The sequence below is a fragment of the Pseudocitrobacter sp. RIT415 genome, assembly GCF_003057695.2.
Classification (GTDB): domain Bacteria; phylum Pseudomonadota; class Gammaproteobacteria; order Enterobacterales; family Enterobacteriaceae; genus Pseudocitrobacter; species Pseudocitrobacter faecalis.
Genome location: NZ_QBJC02000007.1, coordinates 77,917 through 100,286, shown reverse-complemented (window position 1 = coordinate 100,286; position 22,370 = coordinate 77,917). Strand labels below are relative to the sequence as shown.

Annotated in this window: 22 protein-coding genes and 1 other RNA gene; 8 read left to right on the top strand and 15 right to left on the bottom strand. The window is 54.4% G+C overall.

Going from position 1 to position 22,370, the window contains the following annotated elements; genetic code table 11:
• The first annotated feature begins 62 nt into the window (after positions 1 to 62).
• Positions 63 to 584: a flavodoxin FldB gene (gene fldB / locus DBY68_RS09570; protein ID WP_108475868.1), complete on the top strand. Its 522-nt coding sequence runs from the start codon at positions 63 to 65 to the stop codon at positions 582 to 584.
• Here the strand turns inward: fldB and DBY68_RS09565 are convergent.
• The gene (locus tag DBY68_RS09565; protein WP_108475867.1) at positions 581 to 997 is read right to left on the bottom strand and encodes a protein YgfX; all 417 of its coding nucleotides are present in this window, start codon (positions 995 to 997) and stop codon (positions 581 to 583) included. The genes fldB and DBY68_RS09565 overlap by 4 nt on opposite strands.
• Complete coding sequence (gene sdhE / locus DBY68_RS09560) at positions 978 to 1,244, bottom strand: FAD assembly factor SdhE (protein ID WP_108475866.1); 267 nt, start codon at positions 1,242 to 1,244, stop codon at positions 978 to 980. The genes DBY68_RS09565 and sdhE overlap by 20 nt, the downstream gene beginning before the upstream one ends.
• 247 nt (positions 1,245 to 1,491) lie before the next feature.
• Here sdhE and ygfZ point away from each other — a divergent pair, with 247 nt between their 5' ends.
• A complete protein-coding gene (gene ygfZ, locus DBY68_RS09555; protein WP_108475865.1) occupies positions 1,492 to 2,472 on the top strand; it encodes a tRNA-modifying protein YgfZ in 981 nt (326 codons plus the stop codon).
• A 95-nt stretch (positions 2,473 to 2,567) separates the two neighbouring features.
• Here ygfZ and DBY68_RS09550 read toward each other — a convergent pair whose 3' ends face one another.
• Positions 2,568 to 3,227, bottom strand: coding sequence for a hemolysin III family protein (locus DBY68_RS09550; RefSeq protein ID WP_108475864.1), 660 nt, complete (start codon positions 3,225 to 3,227; stop codon positions 2,568 to 2,570).
• 124 nt (positions 3,228 to 3,351) lie between these two features.
• Positions 3,352 to 3,702: a N(4)-acetylcytidine aminohydrolase gene (gene yqfB, locus DBY68_RS09545; RefSeq protein WP_108475863.1), complete on the bottom strand. Its 351-nt coding sequence runs from the start codon at positions 3,700 to 3,702 to the stop codon at positions 3,352 to 3,354.
• 51 nt (positions 3,703 to 3,753) lie between these two features.
• Between yqfB and DBY68_RS09540 the strand changes: the two genes are divergently transcribed.
• Positions 3,754 to 4,482 (top strand): MurR/RpiR family transcriptional regulator, encoded by a 729-nt coding sequence (locus DBY68_RS09540; RefSeq protein ID WP_108475959.1) that lies wholly within the window; start codon positions 3,754 to 3,756, stop codon positions 4,480 to 4,482.
• 119 nt (positions 4,483 to 4,601) lie between these two features.
• Positions 4,602 to 6,035: a 6-phospho-beta-glucosidase BglA gene (gene bglA, locus DBY68_RS09535; protein WP_108475862.1), complete on the top strand. Its 1,434-nt coding sequence runs from the start codon at positions 4,602 to 4,604 to the stop codon at positions 6,033 to 6,035.
• A 182-nt stretch (positions 6,036 to 6,217) separates the two neighbouring features.
• Here bglA and DBY68_RS09530 read toward each other — a convergent pair whose 3' ends face one another.
• From DBY68_RS09530 to DBY68_RS09495, 8 genes are all read right to left on the bottom strand, one after another.
• Positions 6,218 to 6,961: an SDR family oxidoreductase gene (locus tag DBY68_RS09530; RefSeq protein ID WP_108475861.1), complete on the bottom strand. Its 744-nt coding sequence runs from the start codon at positions 6,959 to 6,961 to the stop codon at positions 6,218 to 6,220.
• 56 nt (positions 6,962 to 7,017) lie between these two features.
• Positions 7,018 to 9,891: an aminomethyl-transferring glycine dehydrogenase gene (gcvP, locus tag DBY68_RS09525; RefSeq protein ID WP_108475860.1), complete on the bottom strand. Its 2,874-nt coding sequence runs from the start codon at positions 9,889 to 9,891 to the stop codon at positions 7,018 to 7,020.
• Between the two features lie 125 nt (positions 9,892 to 10,016).
• Complete coding sequence (gene gcvH, locus DBY68_RS09520) at positions 10,017 to 10,406, bottom strand: glycine cleavage system protein GcvH (RefSeq protein ID WP_108475859.1); 390 nt, start codon at positions 10,404 to 10,406, stop codon at positions 10,017 to 10,019.
• A gap of 25 nt (positions 10,407 to 10,431) precedes the next feature.
• Positions 10,432 to 11,526: a glycine cleavage system aminomethyltransferase GcvT gene (gcvT, locus tag DBY68_RS09515; protein WP_108475858.1), complete on the bottom strand. Its 1,095-nt coding sequence runs from the start codon at positions 11,524 to 11,526 to the stop codon at positions 10,432 to 10,434.
• 407 nt (positions 11,527 to 11,933) lie between these two features.
• A complete protein-coding gene (gene ubiI / locus DBY68_RS09510) occupies positions 11,934 to 13,136 on the bottom strand; it encodes an FAD-dependent 2-octaprenylphenol hydroxylase (protein WP_108475857.1) in 1,203 nt (400 codons plus the stop codon).
• Between the two features lie 9 nt (positions 13,137 to 13,145).
• A complete protein-coding gene (gene ubiH, locus DBY68_RS09505) occupies positions 13,146 to 14,324 on the bottom strand; it encodes a 2-octaprenyl-6-methoxyphenyl hydroxylase (RefSeq protein WP_108475856.1) in 1,179 nt (392 codons plus the stop codon).
• A complete protein-coding gene (gene pepP, locus DBY68_RS09500; protein ID WP_108475855.1) occupies positions 14,321 to 15,637 on the bottom strand; it encodes a Xaa-Pro aminopeptidase in 1,317 nt (438 codons plus the stop codon). The genes ubiH and pepP overlap by 4 nt, the downstream gene beginning before the upstream one ends.
• 33 nt (positions 15,638 to 15,670) lie before the next feature.
• Positions 15,671 to 16,249, bottom strand: coding sequence for a YecA family protein (locus DBY68_RS09495; RefSeq protein ID WP_144052225.1), 579 nt, complete (start codon positions 16,247 to 16,249; stop codon positions 15,671 to 15,673).
• 160 nt (positions 16,250 to 16,409) lie between these two features.
• Between DBY68_RS09495 and zapA the strand changes: the two genes are divergently transcribed.
• From zapA to DBY68_RS09475, 3 genes are all read left to right on the top strand, one after another.
• The gene (gene zapA / locus DBY68_RS09485) at positions 16,410 to 16,739 is read left to right on the top strand and encodes a cell division protein ZapA (protein WP_015963113.1); all 330 of its coding nucleotides are present in this window, start codon (positions 16,410 to 16,412) and stop codon (positions 16,737 to 16,739) included.
• Positions 16,740 to 16,780: 41 nt separating this feature from the next.
• Positions 16,781 to 16,964: non-coding RNA, 6S RNA (ssrS, locus tag DBY68_RS09480), on the top strand.
• A 22-nt stretch (positions 16,965 to 16,986) separates the two neighbouring features.
• Positions 16,987 to 17,583 (top strand): 5-formyltetrahydrofolate cyclo-ligase, encoded by a 597-nt coding sequence (locus DBY68_RS09475; protein ID WP_108475854.1) that lies wholly within the window; start codon positions 16,987 to 16,989, stop codon positions 17,581 to 17,583.
• Between the two features lie 730 nt (positions 17,584 to 18,313).
• On the opposite strand, the gene serA is transcribed toward DBY68_RS09475, so the two are convergent.
• Positions 18,314 to 19,546: a phosphoglycerate dehydrogenase gene (serA, locus tag DBY68_RS09465; RefSeq protein WP_108475852.1), complete on the bottom strand. Its 1,233-nt coding sequence runs from the start codon at positions 19,544 to 19,546 to the stop codon at positions 18,314 to 18,316.
• A 262-nt stretch (positions 19,547 to 19,808) separates the two neighbouring features.
• Positions 19,809 to 20,468, bottom strand: a complete 660-nt coding sequence (gene rpiA, locus DBY68_RS09460) for a ribose-5-phosphate isomerase RpiA (protein WP_108475851.1) — start codon at positions 20,466 to 20,468, stop codon at positions 19,809 to 19,811.
• A gap of 148 nt (positions 20,469 to 20,616) precedes the next feature.
• Between rpiA and argP the strand changes: the two genes are divergently transcribed.
• Positions 20,617 to 21,510 (top strand): DNA-binding transcriptional regulator ArgP, encoded by an 894-nt coding sequence (gene argP, locus DBY68_RS09455; RefSeq protein WP_015963109.1) that lies wholly within the window; start codon positions 20,617 to 20,619, stop codon positions 21,508 to 21,510.
• Positions 21,511 to 21,553: 43 nt separating this feature from the next.
• On the opposite strand, the gene DBY68_RS09450 is transcribed toward argP, so the two are convergent.
• Positions 21,554 to 22,300 (bottom strand): oxidative stress defense protein, encoded by a 747-nt coding sequence (locus DBY68_RS09450; protein ID WP_108475850.1) that lies wholly within the window; start codon positions 22,298 to 22,300, stop codon positions 21,554 to 21,556.
• Positions 22,301 to 22,370: the final 70 nt, after the last annotated feature.

Below are 22,370 nucleotides of genomic sequence, written 5' to 3'. Positions count from 1 at the left end.
AATCTTTAGGCTTTCTGGTACACTGCGGGCATAGTCACTGTAAGAATCGAGACCTTTACGTTATGAACATCGGCCTTTTTTATGGTTCCAGTACCTGCTACACCGAAATGGCGGCAGAGAAAATTCGCGACATCATCGGCCCGGAACTGGTGACGCTGCACAATGTGAAAGATGACGCGCCAGCGTTAATGGAGCAGTACGATGTGCTGATCCTCGGCATTCCGACCTGGGATTTCGGTGAGATTCAGGAAGACTGGGAAGCCATCTGGGAACAACTGGATACGCTGAATCTGGAGGGCAAAATTGTTGCACTCTATGGAATGGGCGATCAGCTAGGTTACGGTGAATGGTTCCTGGACGCGCTCGGCATGCTGCACGATAAACTGGTGACCAAAGGCGTGAAGTTTATTGGCTACTGGCCGACCGAAGGGTATGAGTTCACCAGCCCGAAACCGGTCATCGCCGACGGTCAGTTGTTTGTCGGCCTCGCGCTCGACGAGACCAATCAGTACGACCTGAGCGATGAACGCATTCAGAACTGGTGTGAACAAATTCTTGGCGAAATGGCCGAACAGTTCTCTTAATGCTTACTCGGCGCGGGCTGCTGCATCATTATACGCCGCAGATCGCGCCACTCCTCAGCATCCATACTGTCTGCCGCAATCCACAAATGCTGACGACGACGGCTGGCCAGCCTGCGCAAACGCAGCATCATGCCTGAATTCAACACCCACGGCTGCCCGAGTATTTCCCACTCCTGATCGCGCCAGCGAAGACGAGAATCCATCAGCAGTTTAATCTCTCCCTGATGGCTGTTGATGCGCCGTTGGCTGCGTACGCAGTCAAAAACCACCAGCGACAGCAATAATAACCACAGTGGGGTGTAGCTCAACGGCCAGGGCATCAGCAAAATGAATGCCGCCACGAGGCCGTGGAGCAGTAAAGAGAGCCATTGTGAGCGCCAGGAGACGCGTAAATCAGATTGCCACAGGACCACGTTCCCGATTCCGAGTCTGAATTAAATGCACCATGCGCTGGAGATCCGCATCCGCCGGCTTACCGTGATTCATCAGCCAGTTGAACAAGTCTGGATCGTCGCACTCCAGCAGACGAATAAAAATCGCTTTGTCGTCATCGCTCAGCGAATCGTACTCATGCTCGAAAAACGGCATGATGGAGATATCGAGCTCACGCATACCGCGACGGCATGCCCAGTGGATACGGGCTTTATTATTGATGTCCATAATTTCCTTCCAGCATAACGATGTCATTAGTCTAACGTGTTTTTTGCACTTACTTTACAGCAATCTCGTTAATCGCGGGCAACATTCAGAAAACCCACGCAAACAAAATGGATTTTCAGGTTGCCTGCGTACCTTATCGCAAACCGCGCGTCAGGGCACGAATCGCCTGTTGAAAGCACTTGCATTGATGACCATCTCTTTTACCATGAGTTATCTACCCGTGCGTTAAGCAATTCAGGACATCATTATGGCTTTTACACCTTTTCCACCACGTCAGCCTTCCGCTTCTGCGCGTTTACCGCTGACGCTTATGACACTTGATGACTGGGCGCTGGCGACCCTTACCGGTGCCGACAGTGAAAAGTACCTGCAAGGCCAGGTTACCGCCGATGTCGCGGAACTGGGCGTCAATCAGCATCTGTTAGCGGCCCATTGCGATGCTAAAGGCAAGATGTGGAGCAACCTGCGCCTGTTTCGCCGTAATGAAGGATTCGCCTGGATCGAACGCCGCAGCCTGCGCGACGCACAACTGACGCAGCTGAAAAAGTACGCGGTGTTCTCAAAAGTGGTTATCGAACCGAACGATACGCTGGTGCTACTGGGCGTAGCGGGCTTCCAGGCGCGTGCCGCGTTGGCGAATCTGTTTGCCGAACTGCCGGATGCCGACAAACCACTGGTACAGGAAGGCGAAACTTCACTGTTGTGGTTTGCCCACCCGGACGAGCGCTTCCTGCTGGTCACCGACGAAGCCACCGCCACGCGCGTCACTGACGCCCTGCGCGGCGAAGCGCAGCTCAACAACAGTCAGCAGTGGCTGGCGCTGAACATTGAAGCGGGTCTTCCGGTTATTGATGAAGCCAACAGTGGGCAGTTCATTCCGCAGGCCACCAACATTCAGGCGCTGGGCGGTATCAGCTTTAAGAAAGGCTGTTACACCGGGCAAGAGATGGTGGCGCGCGCCAAATTCCGGGGTGCCAATAAACGTGCCTTGTGGTCACTGGCGGGAACGGCCAGCCGCGTACCGGAAGCCGGGGAAGATCTGGAACTGAAGATGGGCGAGAACTGGCGCCGTACCGGTACCGTTTTAGCCGCGGTACAACTTGATGATGGCCGACTGCTGGTGCAGGCGGTGATGAATAACGATATGGAACCGGACAGCATCTTCCGCGTGCGTGATGATGCCAACACCTTAAGCATTGTGCCGCTGCCGTATTCGCTGGAAGAGTAAGGGTGTCAGTGCCGGATGCGGCGTTGCCTTGTCCGGCCTACGACAGGCATGACGCAGTTTGTAGGCCGGATAAGCGAAGCGCATCCGGCAAACAATTACGCCTGCCCGATATAAAGATAAATCGCCAGGAAGTGACACACGCTGCCGCCTAACACGAAACCGTGCCAGATAGCATGATTGTAGGGGATGCGTTTGCAGACGTAGAAAATTACCCCCAGCGAATAAATCACCCCGCCGACTGCCAGCAGCGTCACCCCACCAATCGCCAGCTTAATCGCCAGTTGATACACCACAATCAGTGACAGCCAGCCCATTGTCAGGTAAGTCACCAACGACAACACTTTAAAGCGGTGAGCAATGGTGAGCTTAAACAAGATCCCCAGCAGCGCCAGGCTCCAGATAACTATCATCAACCCGCGCGCCAGCGGTGAATCCAGGCCTACCAGCAAAAATGGCGTATAGGTGCCCGCAATCAGCAAATAGATAGCGCAGTGGTCAAATTTCTTCAGCCATATTTTGGCCCGCTGATGTGGTATCGCGTGATACAAGGTCGAGGCGAGAAACAGCAAAATCATGCTGCCGCCATACAGGCTGTAGCTGGTGATCGCCATTGCGCTGGCGTTGGTGTGCACCGCCTGCACCAGTAGCAACACCAGCCCCACAATACCAAATACAAAACCCACTCCATGGCTGATGCTGTTGGCAACTTCCTCTGCCAACGAGTAACCCTGTTTAATGAGCGGTTTCTGGTCCATTTCGTACTCCGGGTGAACAACACTATCTGTTAAACACCCCTAGCGTAACTGAGAATGATTCCAGTGAACACATGTTAGCTAAAATAAAAAGATGTAATTTTGTAACTTATTAAAAATCATTAAGTTATAATGACCATTCACCTAACACTTGTTCACCGTTTTCGTGAAGAAGCTTGAACTCAATCACGTGATAGGTCGTTTGACCAGGATAAATATCGGTGATTACCCGACGCAGTTCGGCAAGCGTCATGTTTTCCTGCTGCGCGTGCCGCTCTTTCAGCGAATCAAGCGTAATGCGCGACGTTGCCAGCACTTCGATAGTGCAGAAGTAACCATCATCTTCATAGCGCCCAACGCGTAAAATATCACCGGTTTTAAAATGCGATTCTGTGTCATCGCGCAGGGTAATGGTTTTACGCCCAGCCAGAATGTCCTCCTGAAAACGGCGAAAAAAAGTGATGTCGTTGGGCTGCATGATACTATTCCTTTAAGGTCTATGAATTATACGAGTATCGCCACCGTGAGCATGTTTACCCACACCGCCGTCGCCAGCCTCAATAATCTTGAAATGATGGTCTATCACTACGTTGTTAAAAACCGTGACAAAGTGATGTACATGACCATCCGTGAGCTGGCCGATGCGGTGGGTGTCTCTACCACCACGGTGATGCGTTTCTGTCGCAAGCTCAACTGCGACGGTTACTCTGAATTTCGTGTTCGTTTTAAATTGTATCTGGAACAAAACGAGCCGCAACCGGCTAATTTCGGTGCGAGTGAAATTATTGGCTTTTTTAAAAGCGTCAACAATGATGAGTTTGATAAATTACTCGATGATGCCGTTGATATTATATTATCCTCCGAACGTATTATTTTCGTTGGCGCAGGAACATCAGGCTCCCTAGCCAAATACGGCGCACGTTTTTTCTCCAATATTGGTAAATTCAGTAACCATATTGATGATCCCTATTTCCCGGTAACCAATGACATGGCGAAAAACGCGTTGGCGATTGTGCTTTCAGTTTCCGGTGAAACGGAAGAGATCCTGCGCTTTGCCAGCCAGTTTAGCCTGCATCACTGCAAAGTCATGTCAATAACCAGCCATGAGCACTCGCGTCTTGCAAAGCTCGCCGATTTTAATCTCTCCTGGCATTTCCCCCAAACACGTATTGGCGGAGTATATGATATTACGACGCAAATCCCGGTGGTTTATATTCTCGAATCTCTTGGCCGTAAACTGGCGAAGAAATTAGCATAAAAAAACAGGGTGTATTTTCGATGTAACATATTCCACGACGCAAGATTTGTTATATCGTGACTTTTCCAGGCCCTTTGTTAGACTCACTTTAATTGTCTTAACGAGTGAGTAGAGCAACAATGAAAAAACTGACCTTACCGAAAGATTTTTTATGGGGCGGCGCGGTCGCGGCACACCAGGTTGAAGGCGGCTGGAATAAAGGCGGTAAAGGCCCGAGTATCTGCGATGTACTGACCGGCGGTGCACACGGCGTGCCACGCGAAATCACTCAGGAAGTCGTGCCGGGTAAATATTACCCGAACCATGAGGCCGTCGACTTTTACGGGCATTACAAAGAAGACATCAAACTGTTTGCTGAGATGGGCTTCAAATGTTTCCGTACTTCTATCGCCTGGACACGAATCTTCCCGAAAGGTGGCGAAACGCAGCCGAATGAAGAAGGCTTGAAATTCTACGACGACATGTTCGATGAACTGCTGAAATATAATATCGAACCGGTTATCACCCTCTCCCACTTTGAGATGCCGCTGCACCTGGTGCAGGAATACGGCGGCTGGACGAACCGCAAAGTGGTTGATTTCTTTGTGCGTTTCTCCGAGGTTGTGTTCGAGCGTTATAAGCACAAGGTCAAATACTGGATGACCTTCAACGAAATCAATAATCAGCGTAACTGGCGCGCGCCGCTGTTCGGTTACTGCTGCTCCGGCGTGGTCTACACCGAACATGAAAATCCGGAAGAGACCATGTATCAGGTGCTGCATCACCAGTTTGTCGCCAGTGCGCTGGCGGTAAAAGCGGCGCGTCGCATCAACCCGGAAATGAAAGTCGGCTGCATGCTGGCGATGGTGGCGCTCTATCCGTTCTCCTGCAAACCGGAAGACGTGATGTTTGCTCAGGAATCAATGCGTGAACGCTATGTCTTTACCGATGTTCAGCTGCGCGGCTACTACCCGTCATATGTGCTGAACGAGTGGGAGCGCCGTGGCTTTACCATCAAAATGGAAGACGGCGACGAGGCCATTTTGCGCGAAGGTACCTGCGACTATCTTGGTTTCAGCTACTACATGACCAACGCGGTTAAAGCGGAAGGCGGCAGCGGCGATGCCATTTCCGGCTTCGAAGGCAGCGTGCCCAACCCGCACGTGAAGGCCTCCGACTGGGGCTGGCAGATTGACCCGGTAGGCCTGCGATACTCGCTGTGTGAACTGTACGAGCGTTACCAGAAACCGCTGTTTATTGTCGAAAACGGCTTCGGCGCGTATGACAAAGTGGAGGAAGACGGCAGCATCAACGATGACTATCGCATCGACTACCTGCGCGCGCACGTTGAAGAGATGATGAAAGCGGTCACTTACGATGGTGTGGATTTAATGGGCTACACGCCGTGGGGCTGCATCGATTGTGTATCGTTCACCACTGGCCAATACAGCAAGCGCTACGGTTTTATTTACGTCAATAAGCACGACGACGGCACGGGTGACATGTCGCGTTCACGCAAGAAAAGTTTTGAGTGGTACAAAGCGGTGATTGCCAGCAACGGCGAATCGCTTTAAACATCCCCCCTCACCCTGCCCTCTCCCTCAGGGAGAGGGTAAAAACCAGCGCAGTTCTTTAGACCACGCTCGATCGGTTCCCTCTCCCTGCGGGAGAGGGTTAGGGTGAGGGGAAACAAAACACGCATTTCCCGCCCGCAAGTTGTAGGTCGGGTAAGGCGCAGCCGCCACCCGACAACGAACTACTTCCCGCCCGCTAGCTCAAGAAAACTCCCCGTCACATATGACGCTTTATCGCTCAACAGCCAGACAATCGCCTGTGCCACTTCTTCCGGCTGGCCGCCGCGCTGCATCGGCAATACCGATTTCACCCGGTCAACCCGCCCCGGCTCGCCGCCATCGGCATGCATTTCGGTATAAATAAACCCAGGCCTCACGCCATTAACCCGAATCCCCTGCGCCGCCACCTCCAGCGCTAACCCGGTGGTTAAGGTATCCACCGCCCCTTTCGACGCCGCATAATCCACGTATTCACCTGGCGCGCCTAATCGCGCCGCCGCAGAAGAGACATTTACAATCGCCCCACCTACACCACCATGCTGATGCGCCATGCGTTTAACCGCTTCGCGACAGCAGAGAAAATATCCCGTCACGTTGGTCGCCAGCACCCGGTTGATGCGATCTGCCGTGAGCGACTCCACGCGGCTTTGTTGGAACAGAATGCCCGCGTTGTTCACCAGTGCGACCAGCGGTTGATGATGTTTATCAATGGCCTCAAACATCGCCATTACCTGCGATTCATCGCTGATATCGGCACGCAGCGCGAAGGCTTCACCGCCCGCTTCGGTTATCTCGCGCACCACGTCGGCTGCTGCCTGCACGTTATGCCGATAGTTCACGGCAACGCTGTACCCTTCCTGCGCCAGCTGCAGTGCAGTAGCCCTGCCAATTCCCCGACTCGCGCCGGTTACCAGTGCAATTCCCATAAATATCCCCCATAAGAAAGGGCGCCGAAGCGCCCTTAAAAGCATAGCCGAATAACTTATTGGTACTCGCTCATCGGCACACAGGAGCAGAACAGGTTTCGGTCGCCATAAACGTCATCCAGACGTTTCACAGTCGGCCAGTATTTGTTCTCCACGCCTGCCGGGAAGACCGCCACTTCGCGGCTGTAAGCGTGGTTCCACTCAGAAACCAGCTCATTCTGTGTATGCGGAGCATTCACCAGCGGGTTATCTTCCAGCGTCCACTCGCCCGCTTTCACACGGTCGATCTCCGCACGGATGGCCAGCATCGCGTCAATAAAGCGATCCAGCTCAACTTTGCTTTCCGATTCCGTCGGCTCAACCATCAGCGTACCTGCAACCGGGAAGGACATGGTCGGCGCATGGAAACCGTAGTCGATCAGACGCTTAGCGATATCCAGTTCGCTGATGCCGGTTTCTTCTTTCAGCGGACGAATATCAAGAATGCATTCGTGCGCCACGTGACCGTCACGGCCGGTATACAGTACCGGGAACGCGTCTTTCAGGCGGCTGGCAATGTAGTTGGCATTCAGAATCGCCACCTGACTTGCCTGCTTCAGTCCTTCTGCGCCCATCATGCGGATGTACATCCAGCTAATCGGCAGGATAGAGGCGCTGCCGAACGGTGCGGCAGAAACCGCGCCCTGACGGGTCAGCATGCCTTCAATCTGAACCACGCTGTGGCCCGGAACAAACGGGGCCAGATGCGCTTTCACACCGATTGGGCCCATACCCGGGCCGCCACCGCCGTGCGGAATACAGAAGGTTTTATGCAGGTTAAGGTGCGAAACATCGGCGCCGATAAAGCCCGGCGAGGTAATACCTACCTGTGCGTTCATATTCGCGCCATCAAGGTAAACCTGACCGCCGAACTGGTGCACGATTTCACACACTTCACGAATCGTCTCTTCATACACGCCGTGGGTAGACGGGTAGGTCACCATGATGCATGAGAGGCTTTCGCCGTGCTGCTCGGCTTTGGCACGCAGATCCGCCAGATCGATGTTGCCCTGCTTATCACACGCGACCACCACCACCTGCATTCCAGCCATCTGTGCAGAAGCCGGGTTGGTGCCGTGCGCTGATGCCGGGATCAAGCACACATCACGATGGCCTTCATTGCGGCTTTCGTGGTAATGGCGAATCGCCAGCAGGCCCGCATATTCGCCCTGTGCGCCGGAGTTCGGCTGCATACAAACCGCGTCATAGCCGGTCAGTTTCACCAGCCAGTCAGAGAGCTGACCGATCATCTGATGATAACCTTCTGCCTGCTCTGCCGGGCAGAACGGGTGCAGTTCGGCAAATTCAGGCCAGGTGATCGGGATCATTTCCGCTGCCGCGTTCAGTTTCATGGTGCAGGAACCCAGCGGGATCATCGCCTGGTTCAGCGCCAGATCTTTACGCTCCAGCGAGTGCATATAGCGCATCATCTCGGTTTCACTGTGATAGCGGTTAAATACCGGATGGGTCAGGATCGCGTCGTCACGCAGCATCGCTGCCGGGATCGAACGGCTATCGAGCGCCACGTCTTTATCCAGCGTGTCGATATTCAATCCGTGGTTGTCACCGAGGATCACGCTGAACAGCTTCAGCACATCATCACGCGTGGTAGTTTCATCAAGCGTAATCCCCACCGCATTGTGGATGTCGCTGCGCAGGTTAATTTCCGCTGCTTCGGCACGCGCCAGCACGCTGGCTTTATCTGCCACCTCTACACACAGCGTGTCGAAGAAGTGCGTAAAGCGCAGTTTTTGCCCTTTCTGCTGCAGACCTGCCGCCAGGATATCGGTCAGGCGATGAATACGATTCGCGATACGTTTCAGGCCAACCGGGCCGTGGAAGACAGCATACAGGCTGGCAATGTTTGCCAGCAGAACCTGAGAAGTACAAATGTTGGAGTTCGCTTTCTCGCGGCGGATGTGCTGCTCGCGAGTCTGCATCGCCATACGCAGCGCGGTATTACCCGCCGCATCTTTCGATACACCGATAATACGTCCCGGCATAGAGCGTTTAAATTCATCTTTCGCCGCAAAGAACGCCGCGTGCGGGCCACCGTAGCCCATCGGCACGCCAAAGCGCTGAGCAGAGCCGAAGACAATGTCTGCGCCCTGTTTGCCCGGTGCGGTTAACAGCACCAGCGCCATAAAATCAGCGGCAACGCTGACAACGACTTTGCGGGATTTCAGTTCCGCCATCAGCGACGTGTAATCGTGAACTTCGCCGGTGGTGCCAACTTGCTGAAGCAGCACACCGAAGACGTCCTGGTGATCCAGCGCTTTGCTGGCATCATCAACAATCACGTCAAAACCGAACGTTTCTGCGCGTGTACGTACCACATCCAGCGTCTGCGGATGGACATCGGCAGCCACGAAGAAACGGTTGGCGTTTTTCAGTTTGCTGACGCGTTTTGCCATCGCCATCGCTTCGGCGGCGGCAGTGGCTTCGTCCAGCAGAGAAGCGGAGGCGATATCCAGACCGGTCAGATCCAGCGTCACCTGCTGGAAGTTCAGCAGCGACTCAAGACGGCCCTGCGAAACTTCCGGCTGATAAGGCGTGTATGCGGTGTACCAGCCCGGGTTTTCCAGCATGTTGCGCTGGATAACCGGCGGCAACTGAACGCCCGTATAGCCCATGCCAATGTAAGACTTAAAGCGCTTGTTACGTCCGGCAATCGCTTTCAGCTCCGCCAGTGCGGCGAATTCTGTCGTCGCGTCACCCACCTGCGGCGGGGTGGCAAGCTGGATATCTTTCGGCACGATTTGGGAAATCAGTGCAGTTAATGAATCCGCGCCAACCGTTTTCAGCATCTCCTGCTGTTGCTGAGCGTCCGGCCCGATGTGACGTTCGATAAAAGCATCACGGTTTTCAAGCTGGCTTAAAGTCTGTGTCATGAGCGATGGTTCCTGAAACGTGCGGTGATTTTAGAATGCCCTCTCCCCTGGGGAGAGGGTTAGGGTAAGGAGCACATTGGCACCCTCACCCCGGCCCTCTCCCTGAGGGAGAGGGAGAGAAACGGTTACTCGTCTTCCAGTAATGCAGCATACGCCGTCGCATCCAGCAGCGCGGCAACTTCTGCTTCATCGCTGGCTTTGATTTTGAAGATCCAGCCGCCCGCGTACGGTTCGCTATTGACCAGCTCCGGCGAGTCGCTCAGTTCATCGTTAACCGCGACGATTTCACCGCTGATTGGCGCGTAGATGTCGGACGCCGCTTTAACGGATTCCGCGACTGCGCAGTCATCGCCTGCGGCAACGGTCGCACCGACATCAGGCAGGTCAACAAACACCATATCGCCCAGTAATTCCTGCGCGTGTTCGGTGATGCCTACGGTGTATGAGCCATCGGCTTCTTTACGCAGCCATTCATGTTCTTTGCTGTATTTCAGTTCTGCGGGTACGTTGCTCATCAAAATGTCTCCAGAAAAGGGGGAATTACGCGACGGCCTTGCCGTTACGCACAAAAACAGGTTTCGTTACTTTTACCGGCATTTCACGGTTACGGATCTGCACGATCGCGGTTTCGCCAATGCCCGCCGGAACGCGAGCCAGCGCAATACTGTGACCCAGCGTCGGGGAGAATGTCCCGCTGGTGATCACGCCTTCCAGCGCATTACCGTGAGCGTCAGTGAAACGCACCGGCAGTTCGCCGCGCAGCACGCCTTTTTCGGTCATCACCAGGCCAACCAGTTGCTCGGTGCCTTTTTCACGCTGCATCTCCAGCGCTTCACGACCGATAAAATCACGGTCGGCAGGTTCCCAGGCAATGGTCCAGCCCATGTTGGCCGCCAGCGGAGAGATACCTTCATCCATCTCCTGACCGTATAAATTCATCCCGGCTTCCAGACGCAGCGTATCGCGCGCGCCCAGACCACACGGTTGTACACCCGCTTCAACCAACGCGCGCCAAAAATCGGCGGCTTTTTCGCGCGGCATCGCAATTTCGTATCCTGCTTCGCCGGTATAGCCGGTGGTAGCCACAAACAAATCACCCGTCTGTACGCCAAAGAACGGCTTCATGCCCTCAACGGCTTGACGCTGTTCATCGCTAAACAGGGTTTCGGCTTTTGCTTTGGCATTTGGCCCCTGCACCGCGATCAGCGACAGGTCATCACGAACGGTGATTTCAATGGCGAACGGTTCAGCGTGTTGGGTAATCCAGGAGAGGTCTTTTTCGCGGGTGGCGGAGTTTACAACGAGGCGGAAATACTCTTCGGTGAGGAAATAGACGATAAGGTCGTCAATTACGCCGCCCGAGGCGTTTAGCATACCGCTGTATAGCGCTTTGCCCGGTTTCGTCAGTTTGGCGACGTCGTTTGCCAGCAGATAGCGCAGAAACTCGCGGGTGCGGCTGCCGTGCAGGTCGACGATGGTCATGTGCGACACATCAAACATTCCGGCATCGGTACGCACCGCGTGGTGCTCGTCAATCTGCGAACCGTAATGCAGCGGCATCATCCAGCCGTGGAAATCCACCATTCGCGCGCCGCACTGCACATGTTGATCATACAAAGGCGTTTGTTGTGCCATCTTGTCCTCGTTGAGTAAGCAAAGCCAACCACTTTCCATTACAAAAACCCGGCGCCGACACTTCGAACAGCCCCGACGCAAACGTTCTCTTTTGCCTGAACTTACCACCGAAATCGGCAGTAAACCATAAGCAAAGATGGGTCATCAGATTAGCTTATGGTCAAAATCAGCCCAAAAGCTTACAGAGTTATTCGCTATAAAAATGCGAATAACACCACATATAATTAACATTGGCGCACGAACATTTAGCATAAAACCATATTTAGTGCGGAAAACGAGGCGTGTTTTTCGTTATCTCAAAAATGCTGAATTAGAAAAACTAATGCGAAATAAGGCGTGAAATTAGAATTTTTCAAACGAGAGGGTAGCACTCCCGACAGAGCGTCGGGAGCAGAAGTGTGACGCAGTTAACGAAGCCATTCCGGCAGATCATTCAGACCCATTGCCTGACGAATTAACTGGGGTTTAACACCCGGTAATGTATCGGCGAGTTTCAGGCCAATGTCGCGCAGCAGTTTTTTCGCCGGATTCTCGCCCGCGAAGAGTTCGCGGAACCCCTGCATGCCTGCCAGCATCATCGCCGCGCTGTGCTTACGACTGCGCTCGTAGCGGCGCAGATAGAAATGCTGACCGATATCTTTGCCCTGCGCATGCAGACGACGAACTTCATCAATCAATTCCGCCGCATCCATAAAGCCCAGGTTGACCCCCTGCCCCGCCAGCGGATGAATGGTATGCGCGGCATCGCCAACTAACGCCAGACGGTGTGCAGCAAACTGGCGCGCGTAACGCCCGGTTAGCGGATAGACCTGACGTTCGCTCTCAAGCGTACTCAGACCAAGACGATTATCGAAAGCGATGTTCAGCGCTTTGGTAAACACGTGCTCATCGGCCTGCTGCATCCGTTCGGCTTCCTGCGGCGACAGCGACCAAACGATTGAACAAAGGTGCGGATCAGAAAGCGGCAGGAAGGCCAGAATGCCTTCGCCATGGAATGCCTGACGGGCGATAGCATCATGCGGTTCAGTGGTGCGAATGGTCGCCACCAGCGCATGATGTTTATAATCCCAGAAGGTTAACGGGATATCCGCTTTATTCCGCAGCCAGGAGTTTGCACCATCGGCCCCCACCACCAGACGCGCCGTGAGCATGGAGCCATCTTTCAGCGTCAAAAACGCGTCGTTCTCGCCCCAGGCAACCTGCTGAAGTTCAGCGGGAGCCATCAACGTAATATCCTGACAACGCTGCGCTTTTTCCCACAATGCATTGTGGATCACCGCATTCTCAACAATATGGCCGAGATGACCGTAGCCCAGACTTTTATCATCAAAAGCGATGCGCCCGAAGCTGTCTTTATCCCACACTTCCATGCCGTGATAGGGGCTGGCGCGATGGGCAAGAATAGAAGACCAGACATCCAGCCTTGTCAGTAATTTTTCGCTACCCGCATTGATTGCCGACACACGCAACGCCGGAGGCGCATCGGCCGCCAGCGGCTGGGGCAACGTCTGTTCCAGCACCGCGACGCGCAGGCCGCTGCCCTGTAAACCACAGGCAACCGCCAGGCCCACCATTCCACCGCCAACGATAGCGACATCTACACTCTGCACATTGACTCCTTAACGGGCTACCCAGCCCAGCGTACGCTGCGCCAGCACATCGCGTGCCGGGGTGAATAATTCCATCGCCATTAAACCGACATTACGCCCAACAACCAGCGGGGCCCAACGGTTGGCGAACAGGTGCACTAAACCATCGGTCACGCCGATGGTGGCGGCTTTATCATCCGCACGCTGACGTTGATAACGACACAGCAGCCCATAGCTGCCAATATCCTGGCCCGCGTCAAACGCCTGCGCCAGCAATTCCGCCAGCGACATAACGTCACGCAGACCAAGGTTGAAGCCCTGACCGGCTATCGGATGCAGCGTTTGTGCCGCGTTGCCCACCAGCGCCAAACGGTGTGATACCGCACGTGTCGCCGTGGTGAGAGACAACGGATACGCATGGCGTGCGCCAGCCTGTGTGATGCGCCCCAAACGCCAGCCAAACGCCTGCTGGAGTTCATTGCAGAAACGTTCGTCCGACCAGCCCATCACCTCGTCACGATTCTCCAGCGCATGGCACCACACCAGCGAGCAACGCCCTTGTGACATCGGTAGCATCGCCAGCGGGCCATTCGCGGTGAAACGTTCATACGCGCGCCCCTGATGTGGCACGGCGGTGGTGACATTGGCGATAACCGCAAGCTGTTGATACGGCTCCTGTTGCCAGCTAATGCCGCACTGTTCACCCAGCGCCGAGCGCGAACCGTCGGCTGCCACCAGCATCTGCCCGCTGATCGTCTCGCCGCTTTCCAGCGTGACGCTCACGGCATCCTGAGTACGATTAACGCTGGCTACGCGCGCCGGGCAATGCAACGTAACACCCGGCGCTTTACGCAGCAGCGCGAAAAGGCGTTGTCCGACGTCATGCAGTTCCACCACGTTGCCCAGAGCAGGCAAGCGATAATCTTCTGCTTCCAGCGTAACGAACCCGGCATGGCCGCGATCGCTGACATGGACGGTGTTGATTGCCGTCGCGCAGCTGGCGATGGCCTGCCAGATACCGACTTTCGCCAGTTGCTGACACGTGCCTGCCGCCAGCGCGATCGCCCGGGCATCAAAGCCCGGATGCTGCAGAGAATCCACTTCCGCCGCTTCAATCAGATGCACGGGCAAACGCCCGCCGGTCATTTGCGACACCGCCAGCGCAAGCGTCGCGCCGGTCATCCCGCCACCAACAATAATCAGGCTCATAAGCGACGCGCCGCCGCCATCAGCGCTTCAATATCGTCCGCGCGTTTAACCACCGAGGCGGTCAAATTTTCGTTACCGTCTGCGGTAATCAGAATATCGTCTTCGATACGAATGCCAATGCCGCGATACTCCGCGGGTACGTCCGCATCCGGCGCGATGTAGAGGCCCGGCTCGACGGTCAACACCATGCCAGGCTCCAGCACGCGCGAGCGATCCACACCGTAAACACCAACGTCATGTACATCCAGCCCCAGCCAGTGGCTCAGGCCATGCATAAAGAACGGACGATGGGCGTTTTCCGCGATCAATTCATCGACTTCACCGTGCAGAATACCCAGATCGCGCAGGCCGGTAATCATGATGCGCACCACTTCAGCGGTGACTTCCTGAATAGAGGTGCCTGGGCGATAGAGTTTGAGCGAGGTTTCCAGCGATTCCAGCACGATGTCATAAATGGCGCGCTGCGCCGGGGTAAATTTGCCGTTCACCGGGAAGGTACGGGTGATGTCACCGGCGTAACCTTTGTATTCACAACCGGCGTCAATCAGCACCAGATCGCCATCGCGCAGTTCAGATTCATTTTCGGTGTAGTGCAGAATGCAGCCGTTTTCGCCGCCGCCAACAATCGTGTTGTAAGAGGGGAAACGCGCACCGTGACGGGTAAATTCATGCAGAATTTCCCCTTCGAGCTGATATTCGAACATGCCCGGCTGGCATTTCTCCATCGCGCGCGTGTGGGCCAGTGCGGTAATTTCGCCGGCGCGACGCATTACGGCAATCTCTTCTTCCGATTTGAACAGGCGCATTTCGTGCACCAGCGGACGCCAGTCAATTACCGTGGATGGAGCCACCAGATTCTGGCGCGAACCCTTGCGCAGTTTGTCCAGGGCAGTGAAGACGATTTCATCGGCCCAGGCATATTCGCCCTGCGCGTGATAAATCGTGTCCAGACCGTTGAGCAACTGGAATAACTGCTGATTGATTTCACTGAAGGCCAGCGCGCGATCTACGCCCAGTTTTTCCGGAGCCGCATCCTGCCCCAGCCGGCGACCAAACCAGATCTCCGCCGTCAGGTCGCGCACGCGGTTAAACAGCACGCTGTGATTGTGAGTGTCATCACTTTTAATCAGCACCAGCAAGGCTTCCGGCTCGTTAAAGCCCGTGAAGTACCAAAAATCGCTGCTCTGGCGATAGGGATACTCGGAATCCGCGCTGCGGGTGACTTCCGGCGCGGCAAAAATCAGCGCCGCGCTGCCTGGCTGCATTTGCGCCAGCAGTGCCTGGCGGCGACGGAGAAACTCTTGCTGTGTCATGACATCTCCTTATTCTGCGACAATCAATAATGTTTAGTGTAACGTCGGCTTTTGCACTTCTGGCGCAGTCGGCTGTGGGCGCGTGAAGGTATCGTGGCACAGCAGCGCCGCAACGCGCACATACTCGATAATCTCTTCCAACGACATCTCCAGCTCTTCCTGGTCTTCGTCTTCGTCGTAGCCCAGTTGCGCGATATTACGCAGATCGTCGATTGCTTCCCCGGTTTCGCCTTTCACTTTATCCAGCTTCGGCTGCGACACGCCCAGCCCCAGCAGGTAGTGATTCACCCAACCAGAGAGCGCGTCGGCGCGTTCGAACACGCTGACGTCGTCGCCATCAGGCAGATAAAGCTGAAAAAGAAAACCGTCGTCTTCCAGCGAATCGCTGGTCACCGCGTGCATGGTGCGTAGCGCTTCAGCCAGCTCGTGACCGAACGCCAACCCTTCGTTGGTGAGGTCGTGAAGCAGCGGCTGCCATGAGCTGTCGCTGTTCCCGCCACAGAGCATCCCGCTGATGAGGCCATGCATTTCCGCAGGCGTCAGGCCTACCCCTTGTTGGTTCAGTAACTGGTTCACATCGGTGTAACCAGGCATTTCGTTCTGTATAGACATGCGCATTCATCATCGTTGGGAGGAATATTCATGGTATGCTACCACTTTGGACCCTGGTGATACCAGAAAAGGGCTTGTATGTTCATACCAGGGTAGCTATAGTGTCGCCCCTTCGCATCCTGGGTGTGAAGGCCGCGCAGTCAATCAGCAGGAAGGTGGCATGTCTGCAGAACCCGTCGATATTCACATTTTTGGCCGTTCGCTTCGCGTGAATTGCCCGCCTGAACAAAGGGATGCTTTGAATCAGGCTGCGGACGATCTGAATCAGCGGTTGCAAGATCTGAAAGAACGCACTAGAGTCACAAATACTGAGCAGCTGGTTTTCATCGCCGCGTTGAACATCAGCTATGAATTAACTCAGGAAAAGTCCAAGACGCGCGACTACGCTTCCAGTATGGAGCAGCGCATTCGGATGCTTCAGCAGACCATTGAGCAAGCATTGCTTGACCAGGGTCGCACCTCCGAAAAGTCGGGGCAAAACTTTGAATAACACTTTGCAGTTTACTGTGGTAGAGTGACTGTGAAGACAAAATTTCTCTGAGATGTTCGCAAGCGGGCCAGTCCCCTGAGCCGATATTTCATACCACAAGAATGTGGCGCTCCATGGTTGGTGAGCATGCTCGGCCCGTCCGAGAAGCCTTAAAACTGTGACGACACATTCACCTTGAACCAAGGGTTCAAGGGTTACAGCCTGCGGCGGCATCTCGGAGATTCCCCTTCTTTTACCACTACCCCCTATGACACAACTTCCTGAACTCGCTCTCTCCCGACAAGACATCCGCAAGATGATTCGGCAGCGTCGTCGCGCGCTCACAGAACAACAGCAAATTGATTACGGCGAACAGGCCGCAACGCGCATGATGGCGTATCCGCCCCTAGTGATGGCCCATACGGTGGCGCTGTTTCTTTCCTTTGATGGCGAGCTCAATACCCAACCGCTAATAGAGCAACTTTGGCGAGCGGGTAAACGTGTTTATCTACCGGTGCTTCATCCTTTCAGTCCGGGAAATCTGCTGTTCCTGCACTACCACCCGCACAGCGAACTGGTGATTAACCGTTTGAACATTCACGAACCCAAGCTGGATGTGCGCGATGTTCTTCCCCTGAGTGAACTGGATGTACTGATTACGCCGCTGGTGGCGTTTGATGAACAGGGGCAACGACTGGGTATGGGCGGCGGTTTTTACGATCGCACACTGCAAAACTGGCAACAGCATGGCATTAGCCCGGTAGGCTACGCGCACGATTGTCAGTTGGTGGATCGGTTGCCGGTTGAAGAGTGGGATGTTCCGCTGCCAGCGGTGGTGACACCGTCGAAAATTTGGGCGTGGTAGGGCGAAGCTTCCGACTCCGCCCCGATTGACTTTGCTGATTCTTTGACCTAATTTAGTGAGTAAGGGTAAGGGAGTATTGCTCCTCCCTCTGGAACTCTGTTTAGAAAGCTGGCGGGCTTATCATCAACAGAATAACCAGGATGATGACTAACTTCATCATAACCCTTCTCCTTTGAGCCCCTGCTTCGGTAGGGGCTTTCCCGTTTAGCACCATGCTGCCCCTATCCTAATCTTTCTTACGCACGCAAAAACGCCGTCGCGCGGCTTTAGTTGCCTTTTACGACTCGCTTCGCAAAGTGATTTACATACGTTTCAGAAGGTTTCAAAAGTGAAGTGACGACCTCTTACGGCACAGATTTCCACCGATTGACACCGCCGTTTTTTTGACCTACATTCCTCGGTAAAGGGTGAGGGAGGCGAACCTCCCTCCTGCGTCTTTGTTAATATGCCGGGAAAGCGATTATTAACAGAATCAGCAGCATGATGACGTAGCTCATCATCGTCCCTTTCCTTATCAGAGCCCCTGCTTCGGTAGGGGCTTTCCCGTTTTAGCAGCATGCTGCCCCTATCCTAATCTTTCTTACGCGCGCAAAAACGCCGTCGCGCGGCTTTAGTTGCCTTTTACGACTCGCTTCGCAAAGTGATTTACATACGTTTCAGGATGGAATACAGCAGCGGATGAACGGGAAAGAACGGGCAGGCCAACGGCCCGCCCGTAGGGTGATAAAAATCAGAACAGCATACGTGCGCGAACCGTGCCCGGAATCGCTTTCATACTTTGCAGCGCTTTCTGCGCCACGTCTTCTTCCGCTTCAATATCGATGACCACATACCCCATCTGCGGTGTGGTTTGCAGGTACTGTGCTGCAATGTTGACGCCCTGCTCAGCGAAGATCTGGTTAATCGCGGTTAACACACCAGGACGGTTTTCATGGATGTGCAGCAGACGACGGCCACCGTGAATTGGCAGCGAGACTTCCGGGAAGTTCACCGCAGAAAGGGTTGAACCGTTATCAGAATATTTAGCCAGTTTACCCGCCACTTCCAGGCCGATATTTTCCTGTGCTTCCTGCGTTGAGCCACCGATGTGTGGCGTCAGGATCACGTTATCAAACTCGCACAGCGGCGAGGTGAACGGGTCGCTGTTGGTCGCCGGTTCGGTTGGGAAGACATCGATCGCCGCCCCCGCCAGGTGTTTACGCGCCAGCGCATCGCACAGCGCCGGGATATCCACAACGGTGCCGCGAGAGGCGTTAATCAGCAGTGAACCTGGCTTCATCAGCGCCAGTTCTTCTACGCCCATCATGTTTTTGGTGGAGGCGTTTTCCGGCACGTGCAGACTCACCACGTCGCTCATATTCAACAGATCGGAAAGATGCTGAACCTGCGTCGCGTTGCCCAGCGGCAGTTTATTTTCGATGTCATAGAAGAAGACATGCATCCCCAGCGATTCCGCCAAGATGCCCAACTGCGTGCCGATATGACCGTAGCCGATAATACCCAGCTTTTTACCGCGTGCTTCGAACGAGCCCACCGCCAGCTTATTCCACACGCCGCGGTGTGCTTTGGCGTTCGCTTCCGGCACGCCGCGCAGCAGCAGCAGCAGTTCGCCAATCACCAACTCGGCCACGGAACGGGTGTTCGAGAACGGTGCGTTAAAGACCGGCACGCCGCGTTTGGCAGCCGCTTTCAGATCAACCTGGTTTGTGCCGATACAGAAACACCCGACCGCCACCAGTTTTTCCGCTGCCTCAAAAATTTCTTCGGTCAGATGCGTACGGGAGCGCAGGCCAATGAAATGGGCATCACGGATAGACTCTTTCAGTTGTTCGCTGTCCAGCGCGCCTTTGTGAAACTCGATGTTGGTGTAACCTGCTGCACGAAGGCTATCCAGCGCCTTCTGATGTACGCCCTCTACCAGCAGAAATTTAATCTTCTCTTTTTCCAGTGATACCTTAGCCATTTCCCCGCCCTGTCTCTGTTTTACTCATGTTGTGATGAACGAAAGTTCACCTAAGCAACATATCAAAAAAAACTATCGCGGCAATCTAAACGTTTGCGTGTGAGTCATGCGGAAATTTCACGCAGGGCGCAATGTCAGAATAAAATGCTATGCATAAGAAATTAGATGGGATGTTAATGAAGTGGTTTTATGAAATGTGACACAAGTCACCAAAATCGGGCAGGTAAAAAATTTTGGGGGAATTGCGCTTCCCCCAGTCAGATCATTTCGTGATAGTTTTCACACCATCAGCCGTACCAATGAGTGCCACGTCAGCCCCACGGTTGGCGAACAATCCTACGGTCACCACGCCAGGAATGGCATTGATGGCGTTTTCCAGCGCGATGGCATCAAGAATTTCCAGACCGTGTACGTCCAGAATCACGTTGCCGTTATCGGTTACGACGCCCTGACGGTATTCCGGACGACCGCCCAGCTTCACCAGTTGGCGTGCCACGCAGCTGCGCGCCATCGGGATCACTTCAACCGGCAGCGGGAAATTACCCAGAATATCAACCTGTTTAGAGGCATCGGCGATGCAGATAAATTTGTCAGCCACCGAGGCAATAATCTTTTCGCGCGTCAACGCCGCGCCACCGCCCTTGATCATCTGCATGTGGCCGTTGATTTCATCCGCACCGTCAACGTAGATACCCAAGCGGTCAACTTCATTGAGGTCAAAAACGGTGATTCCCAGGCTTTTCAGTTTCTCGGTGGAAGCATCCGAGCTGGATACCGCGCCTTCAATCTGCCCTTTCATGGTGCCCAGCGCATCGATAAAGTGCGCGGCGGTAGAACCCGTACCCACACCGACGATGGTGCCTGGTTGTACATATTGAAGCGCCGCCCAGCCTACTGCTTTTTTCAGTTCATCCTGCGTCATGATTATTGCCCGTGCTGTAATGATATTTGGCGCATTATAGAACATATGCGCAGGTTGTCGCATTGCGCCAGGCACCAATTTCGTCTGTATCTGCCTGCAATTTATGTCATAGTGCGAGATAACGATTTTAGAGGAGCCCCTCAACGCAATGAAACGTCCTGACTACAGAACATTACAGGCGCTGGATGCGGTTATTCGGGAACGCGGCTTTGAGCGCGCAGCGCAAAAGCTTTGTATCACCCAATCAGCCGTGTCGCAGAGAATTAAACAACTGGAAAATATGTTCGGGCAACCGTTGCTGGTGCGAACCGTTCCACCACGCCCGACAGAGCAAGGGCAAAAGCTGCTGGCGTTGCTGCGTCAGGTTGAACTGCTGGAAGATGAGTGGCTGGGCGATGAACAAACGGGTTCAACGCCGCTGCTGCTGTCGCTGGCGGTCAACGCCGACAGTCTGGCAACCTGGCTGCTTCCGGCACTCGCGGATGTACTGGTCAACTCGCCTATCCGTTTGAATTTGCAGGTTGAGGATGAAACCCGTACGCAAGAGCGGTTGCGTCGCGGCGAAGTGGTTGGCGCGGTAAGTATTCAACCTCAGGCGCTACCGAGCTGCCTGGTCGATCAGTTGGGCGCGCTGGACTATCTGTTTGTCGGCTCGAAAGCCTTCGCAGAACGCTACTTCCCAAATGGCGTGACGCGTTCAGCGCTGCTCAAAGCCCCTGCCGTGGCATTTGACCATCTCGACGATATGCATCAAGCCTTCCTGCAGCAAAACTTTGATTTGCCGCCGGGCAGCGTGCCGTGTCATATCGTGAACTCCTCAGAAGCGTTTGTGCAACTCGCGCGTCAGGGCACAACCTGCTGCATGATCCCGCATTTGCAGATTGAGAAAGAGTTGGCTTCAGGTGAGCTTATCGATTTGACGCCAGGGCTCTTCCAGCGTCGGATGCTCTACTGGCACCGCTTTGCACCGGAAAGCCGCATGATGCGTAATGTGACGGATGCGCTGCTGGCCTACGGACGTCGGGTACTACGACAGGATTGAAGGTAAACGCCGGATGGCGCAGCGCCATCCGACATATCAACAATTACTGCGCTTTCGCAGGCGTTTCTGGCTGAGACTGCGCCTGAGCCGGTTGCAGCTCAAACACCACATCGACCTGGTCGCCAAACTGAATGGTTGGCTGTTCGTAAGTTTCTTCCGCTGATACCGGCGCGGCATCGGCTTTCATCATGCGAACCATCGGGCTCGGCTGATAGTTCGACACGTGATAACGCACGCTGTAAACCGGCCCCAGCTTGCTGTTAAAGCCTGCCGCCAGTTCTTTAGCCTGATGAATCGCATCGTCAATCGCCGCTTTACGCGCTTTATCTTTATAGGCATCCGGCTGAGCCACGCCCAGCGATACAGAGCGAATTTCGTTCAGGCCAGCTTTCAACGCGCCGTCCAGCAGTGAATTAAGCTTATCCAGTTGACGCAGCGTCACCTCAACGGTGCGCACCGCGCGATAGCCTTTCAGGATGCTTTTGCCATTCTGGTAGTCATAATCAGGCTGAGTACGCAAATTCGCCGAACTGATATCTTTTTTCGCTACGCCGTTCTGCTCCAGGAAGGAGAGGTACTGCGCAACGCGTTGATCTGCCTGCTTCTTCGCCGTTGCCGCATCTTTTGCCGCAATATTCACTTCAATTGCCAGGGTGGCAATGTCCGGGGTCGCATCTACGCTGGCCGTACCGGAGGTGACAATATGCGGGCCGTTAGGTAATTCATTCGCCTGTACCGACATCGCGCTCAAACCCATTAATGCTGTCAGCGCCATCACTTTAAACTTCACTGTCGTCTCTCCATGTTACGTTATCACCCGAAAATACAGGTACTCGCATCCAAGCTTAGCGCTTCAGATG

Excerpts from the sequence above, each read along its gene's own strand:
- fldB (WP_108475868.1), top strand. The coding sequence starts at position 63 with ATGAACATCGGCCTTTTTTATGGTTCCAGTACCTGCTACACCGAAATG.
- sdhE (WP_108475866.1), bottom strand. The coding sequence starts at position 1,244 with ATGGACATCAATAATAAAGCCCGTATCCACTGGGCATGCCGTCGCGGT.
- ygfZ (WP_108475865.1), top strand. The coding sequence starts at position 1,492 with ATGGCTTTTACACCTTTTCCACCACGTCAGCCTTCCGCTTCTGCGCGT.
- DBY68_RS09550 (WP_108475864.1), bottom strand. The coding sequence starts at position 3,227 with ATGGACCAGAAACCGCTCATTAAACAGGGTTACTCGTTGGCAGAGGAA.
- yqfB (WP_108475863.1), bottom strand. The coding sequence starts at position 3,702 with ATGCAGCCCAACGACATCACTTTTTTTCGCCGTTTTCAGGAGGACATT.
- DBY68_RS09540 (WP_108475959.1), top strand. The coding sequence starts at position 3,754 with ATGTTTACCCACACCGCCGTCGCCAGCCTCAATAATCTTGAAATGATG.
- bglA (WP_108475862.1), top strand. The coding sequence starts at position 4,602 with ATGAAAAAACTGACCTTACCGAAAGATTTTTTATGGGGCGGCGCGGTC.
- DBY68_RS09530 (WP_108475861.1), bottom strand. The coding sequence starts at position 6,961 with ATGGGAATTGCACTGGTAACCGGCGCGAGTCGGGGAATTGGCAGGGCT.
- gcvP (WP_108475860.1), bottom strand. The coding sequence starts at position 9,891 with ATGACACAGACTTTAAGCCAGCTTGAAAACCGTGATGCTTTTATCGAA.
- gcvH (WP_108475859.1), bottom strand. The coding sequence starts at position 10,406 with ATGAGCAACGTACCCGCAGAACTGAAATACAGCAAAGAACATGAATGG.
- gcvT (WP_108475858.1), bottom strand. The coding sequence starts at position 11,526 with ATGGCACAACAAACGCCTTTGTATGATCAACATGTGCAGTGCGGCGCG.
- ubiH (WP_108475856.1), bottom strand. The coding sequence starts at position 14,324 with ATGAGCCTGATTATTGTTGGTGGCGGGATGACCGGCGCGACGCTTGCG.
- pepP (WP_108475855.1), bottom strand. The coding sequence starts at position 15,637 with ATGACACAGCAAGAGTTTCTCCGTCGCCGCCAGGCACTGCTGGCGCAA.
- DBY68_RS09495 (WP_144052225.1), bottom strand. The coding sequence starts at position 16,249 with ATGTCTATACAGAACGAAATGCCTGGTTACACCGATGTGAACCAGTTA.
- zapA (WP_015963113.1), top strand. The coding sequence starts at position 16,410 with ATGTCTGCAGAACCCGTCGATATTCACATTTTTGGCCGTTCGCTTCGC.
- DBY68_RS09475 (WP_108475854.1), top strand. The coding sequence starts at position 16,987 with ATGACACAACTTCCTGAACTCGCTCTCTCCCGACAAGACATCCGCAAG.
- serA (WP_108475852.1), bottom strand. The coding sequence starts at position 19,546 with ATGGCTAAGGTATCACTGGAAAAAGAGAAGATTAAATTTCTGCTGGTA.
- rpiA (WP_108475851.1), bottom strand. The coding sequence starts at position 20,468 with ATGACGCAGGATGAACTGAAAAAAGCAGTAGGCTGGGCGGCGCTTCAA.
- argP (WP_015963109.1), top strand. The coding sequence starts at position 20,617 with ATGAAACGTCCTGACTACAGAACATTACAGGCGCTGGATGCGGTTATT.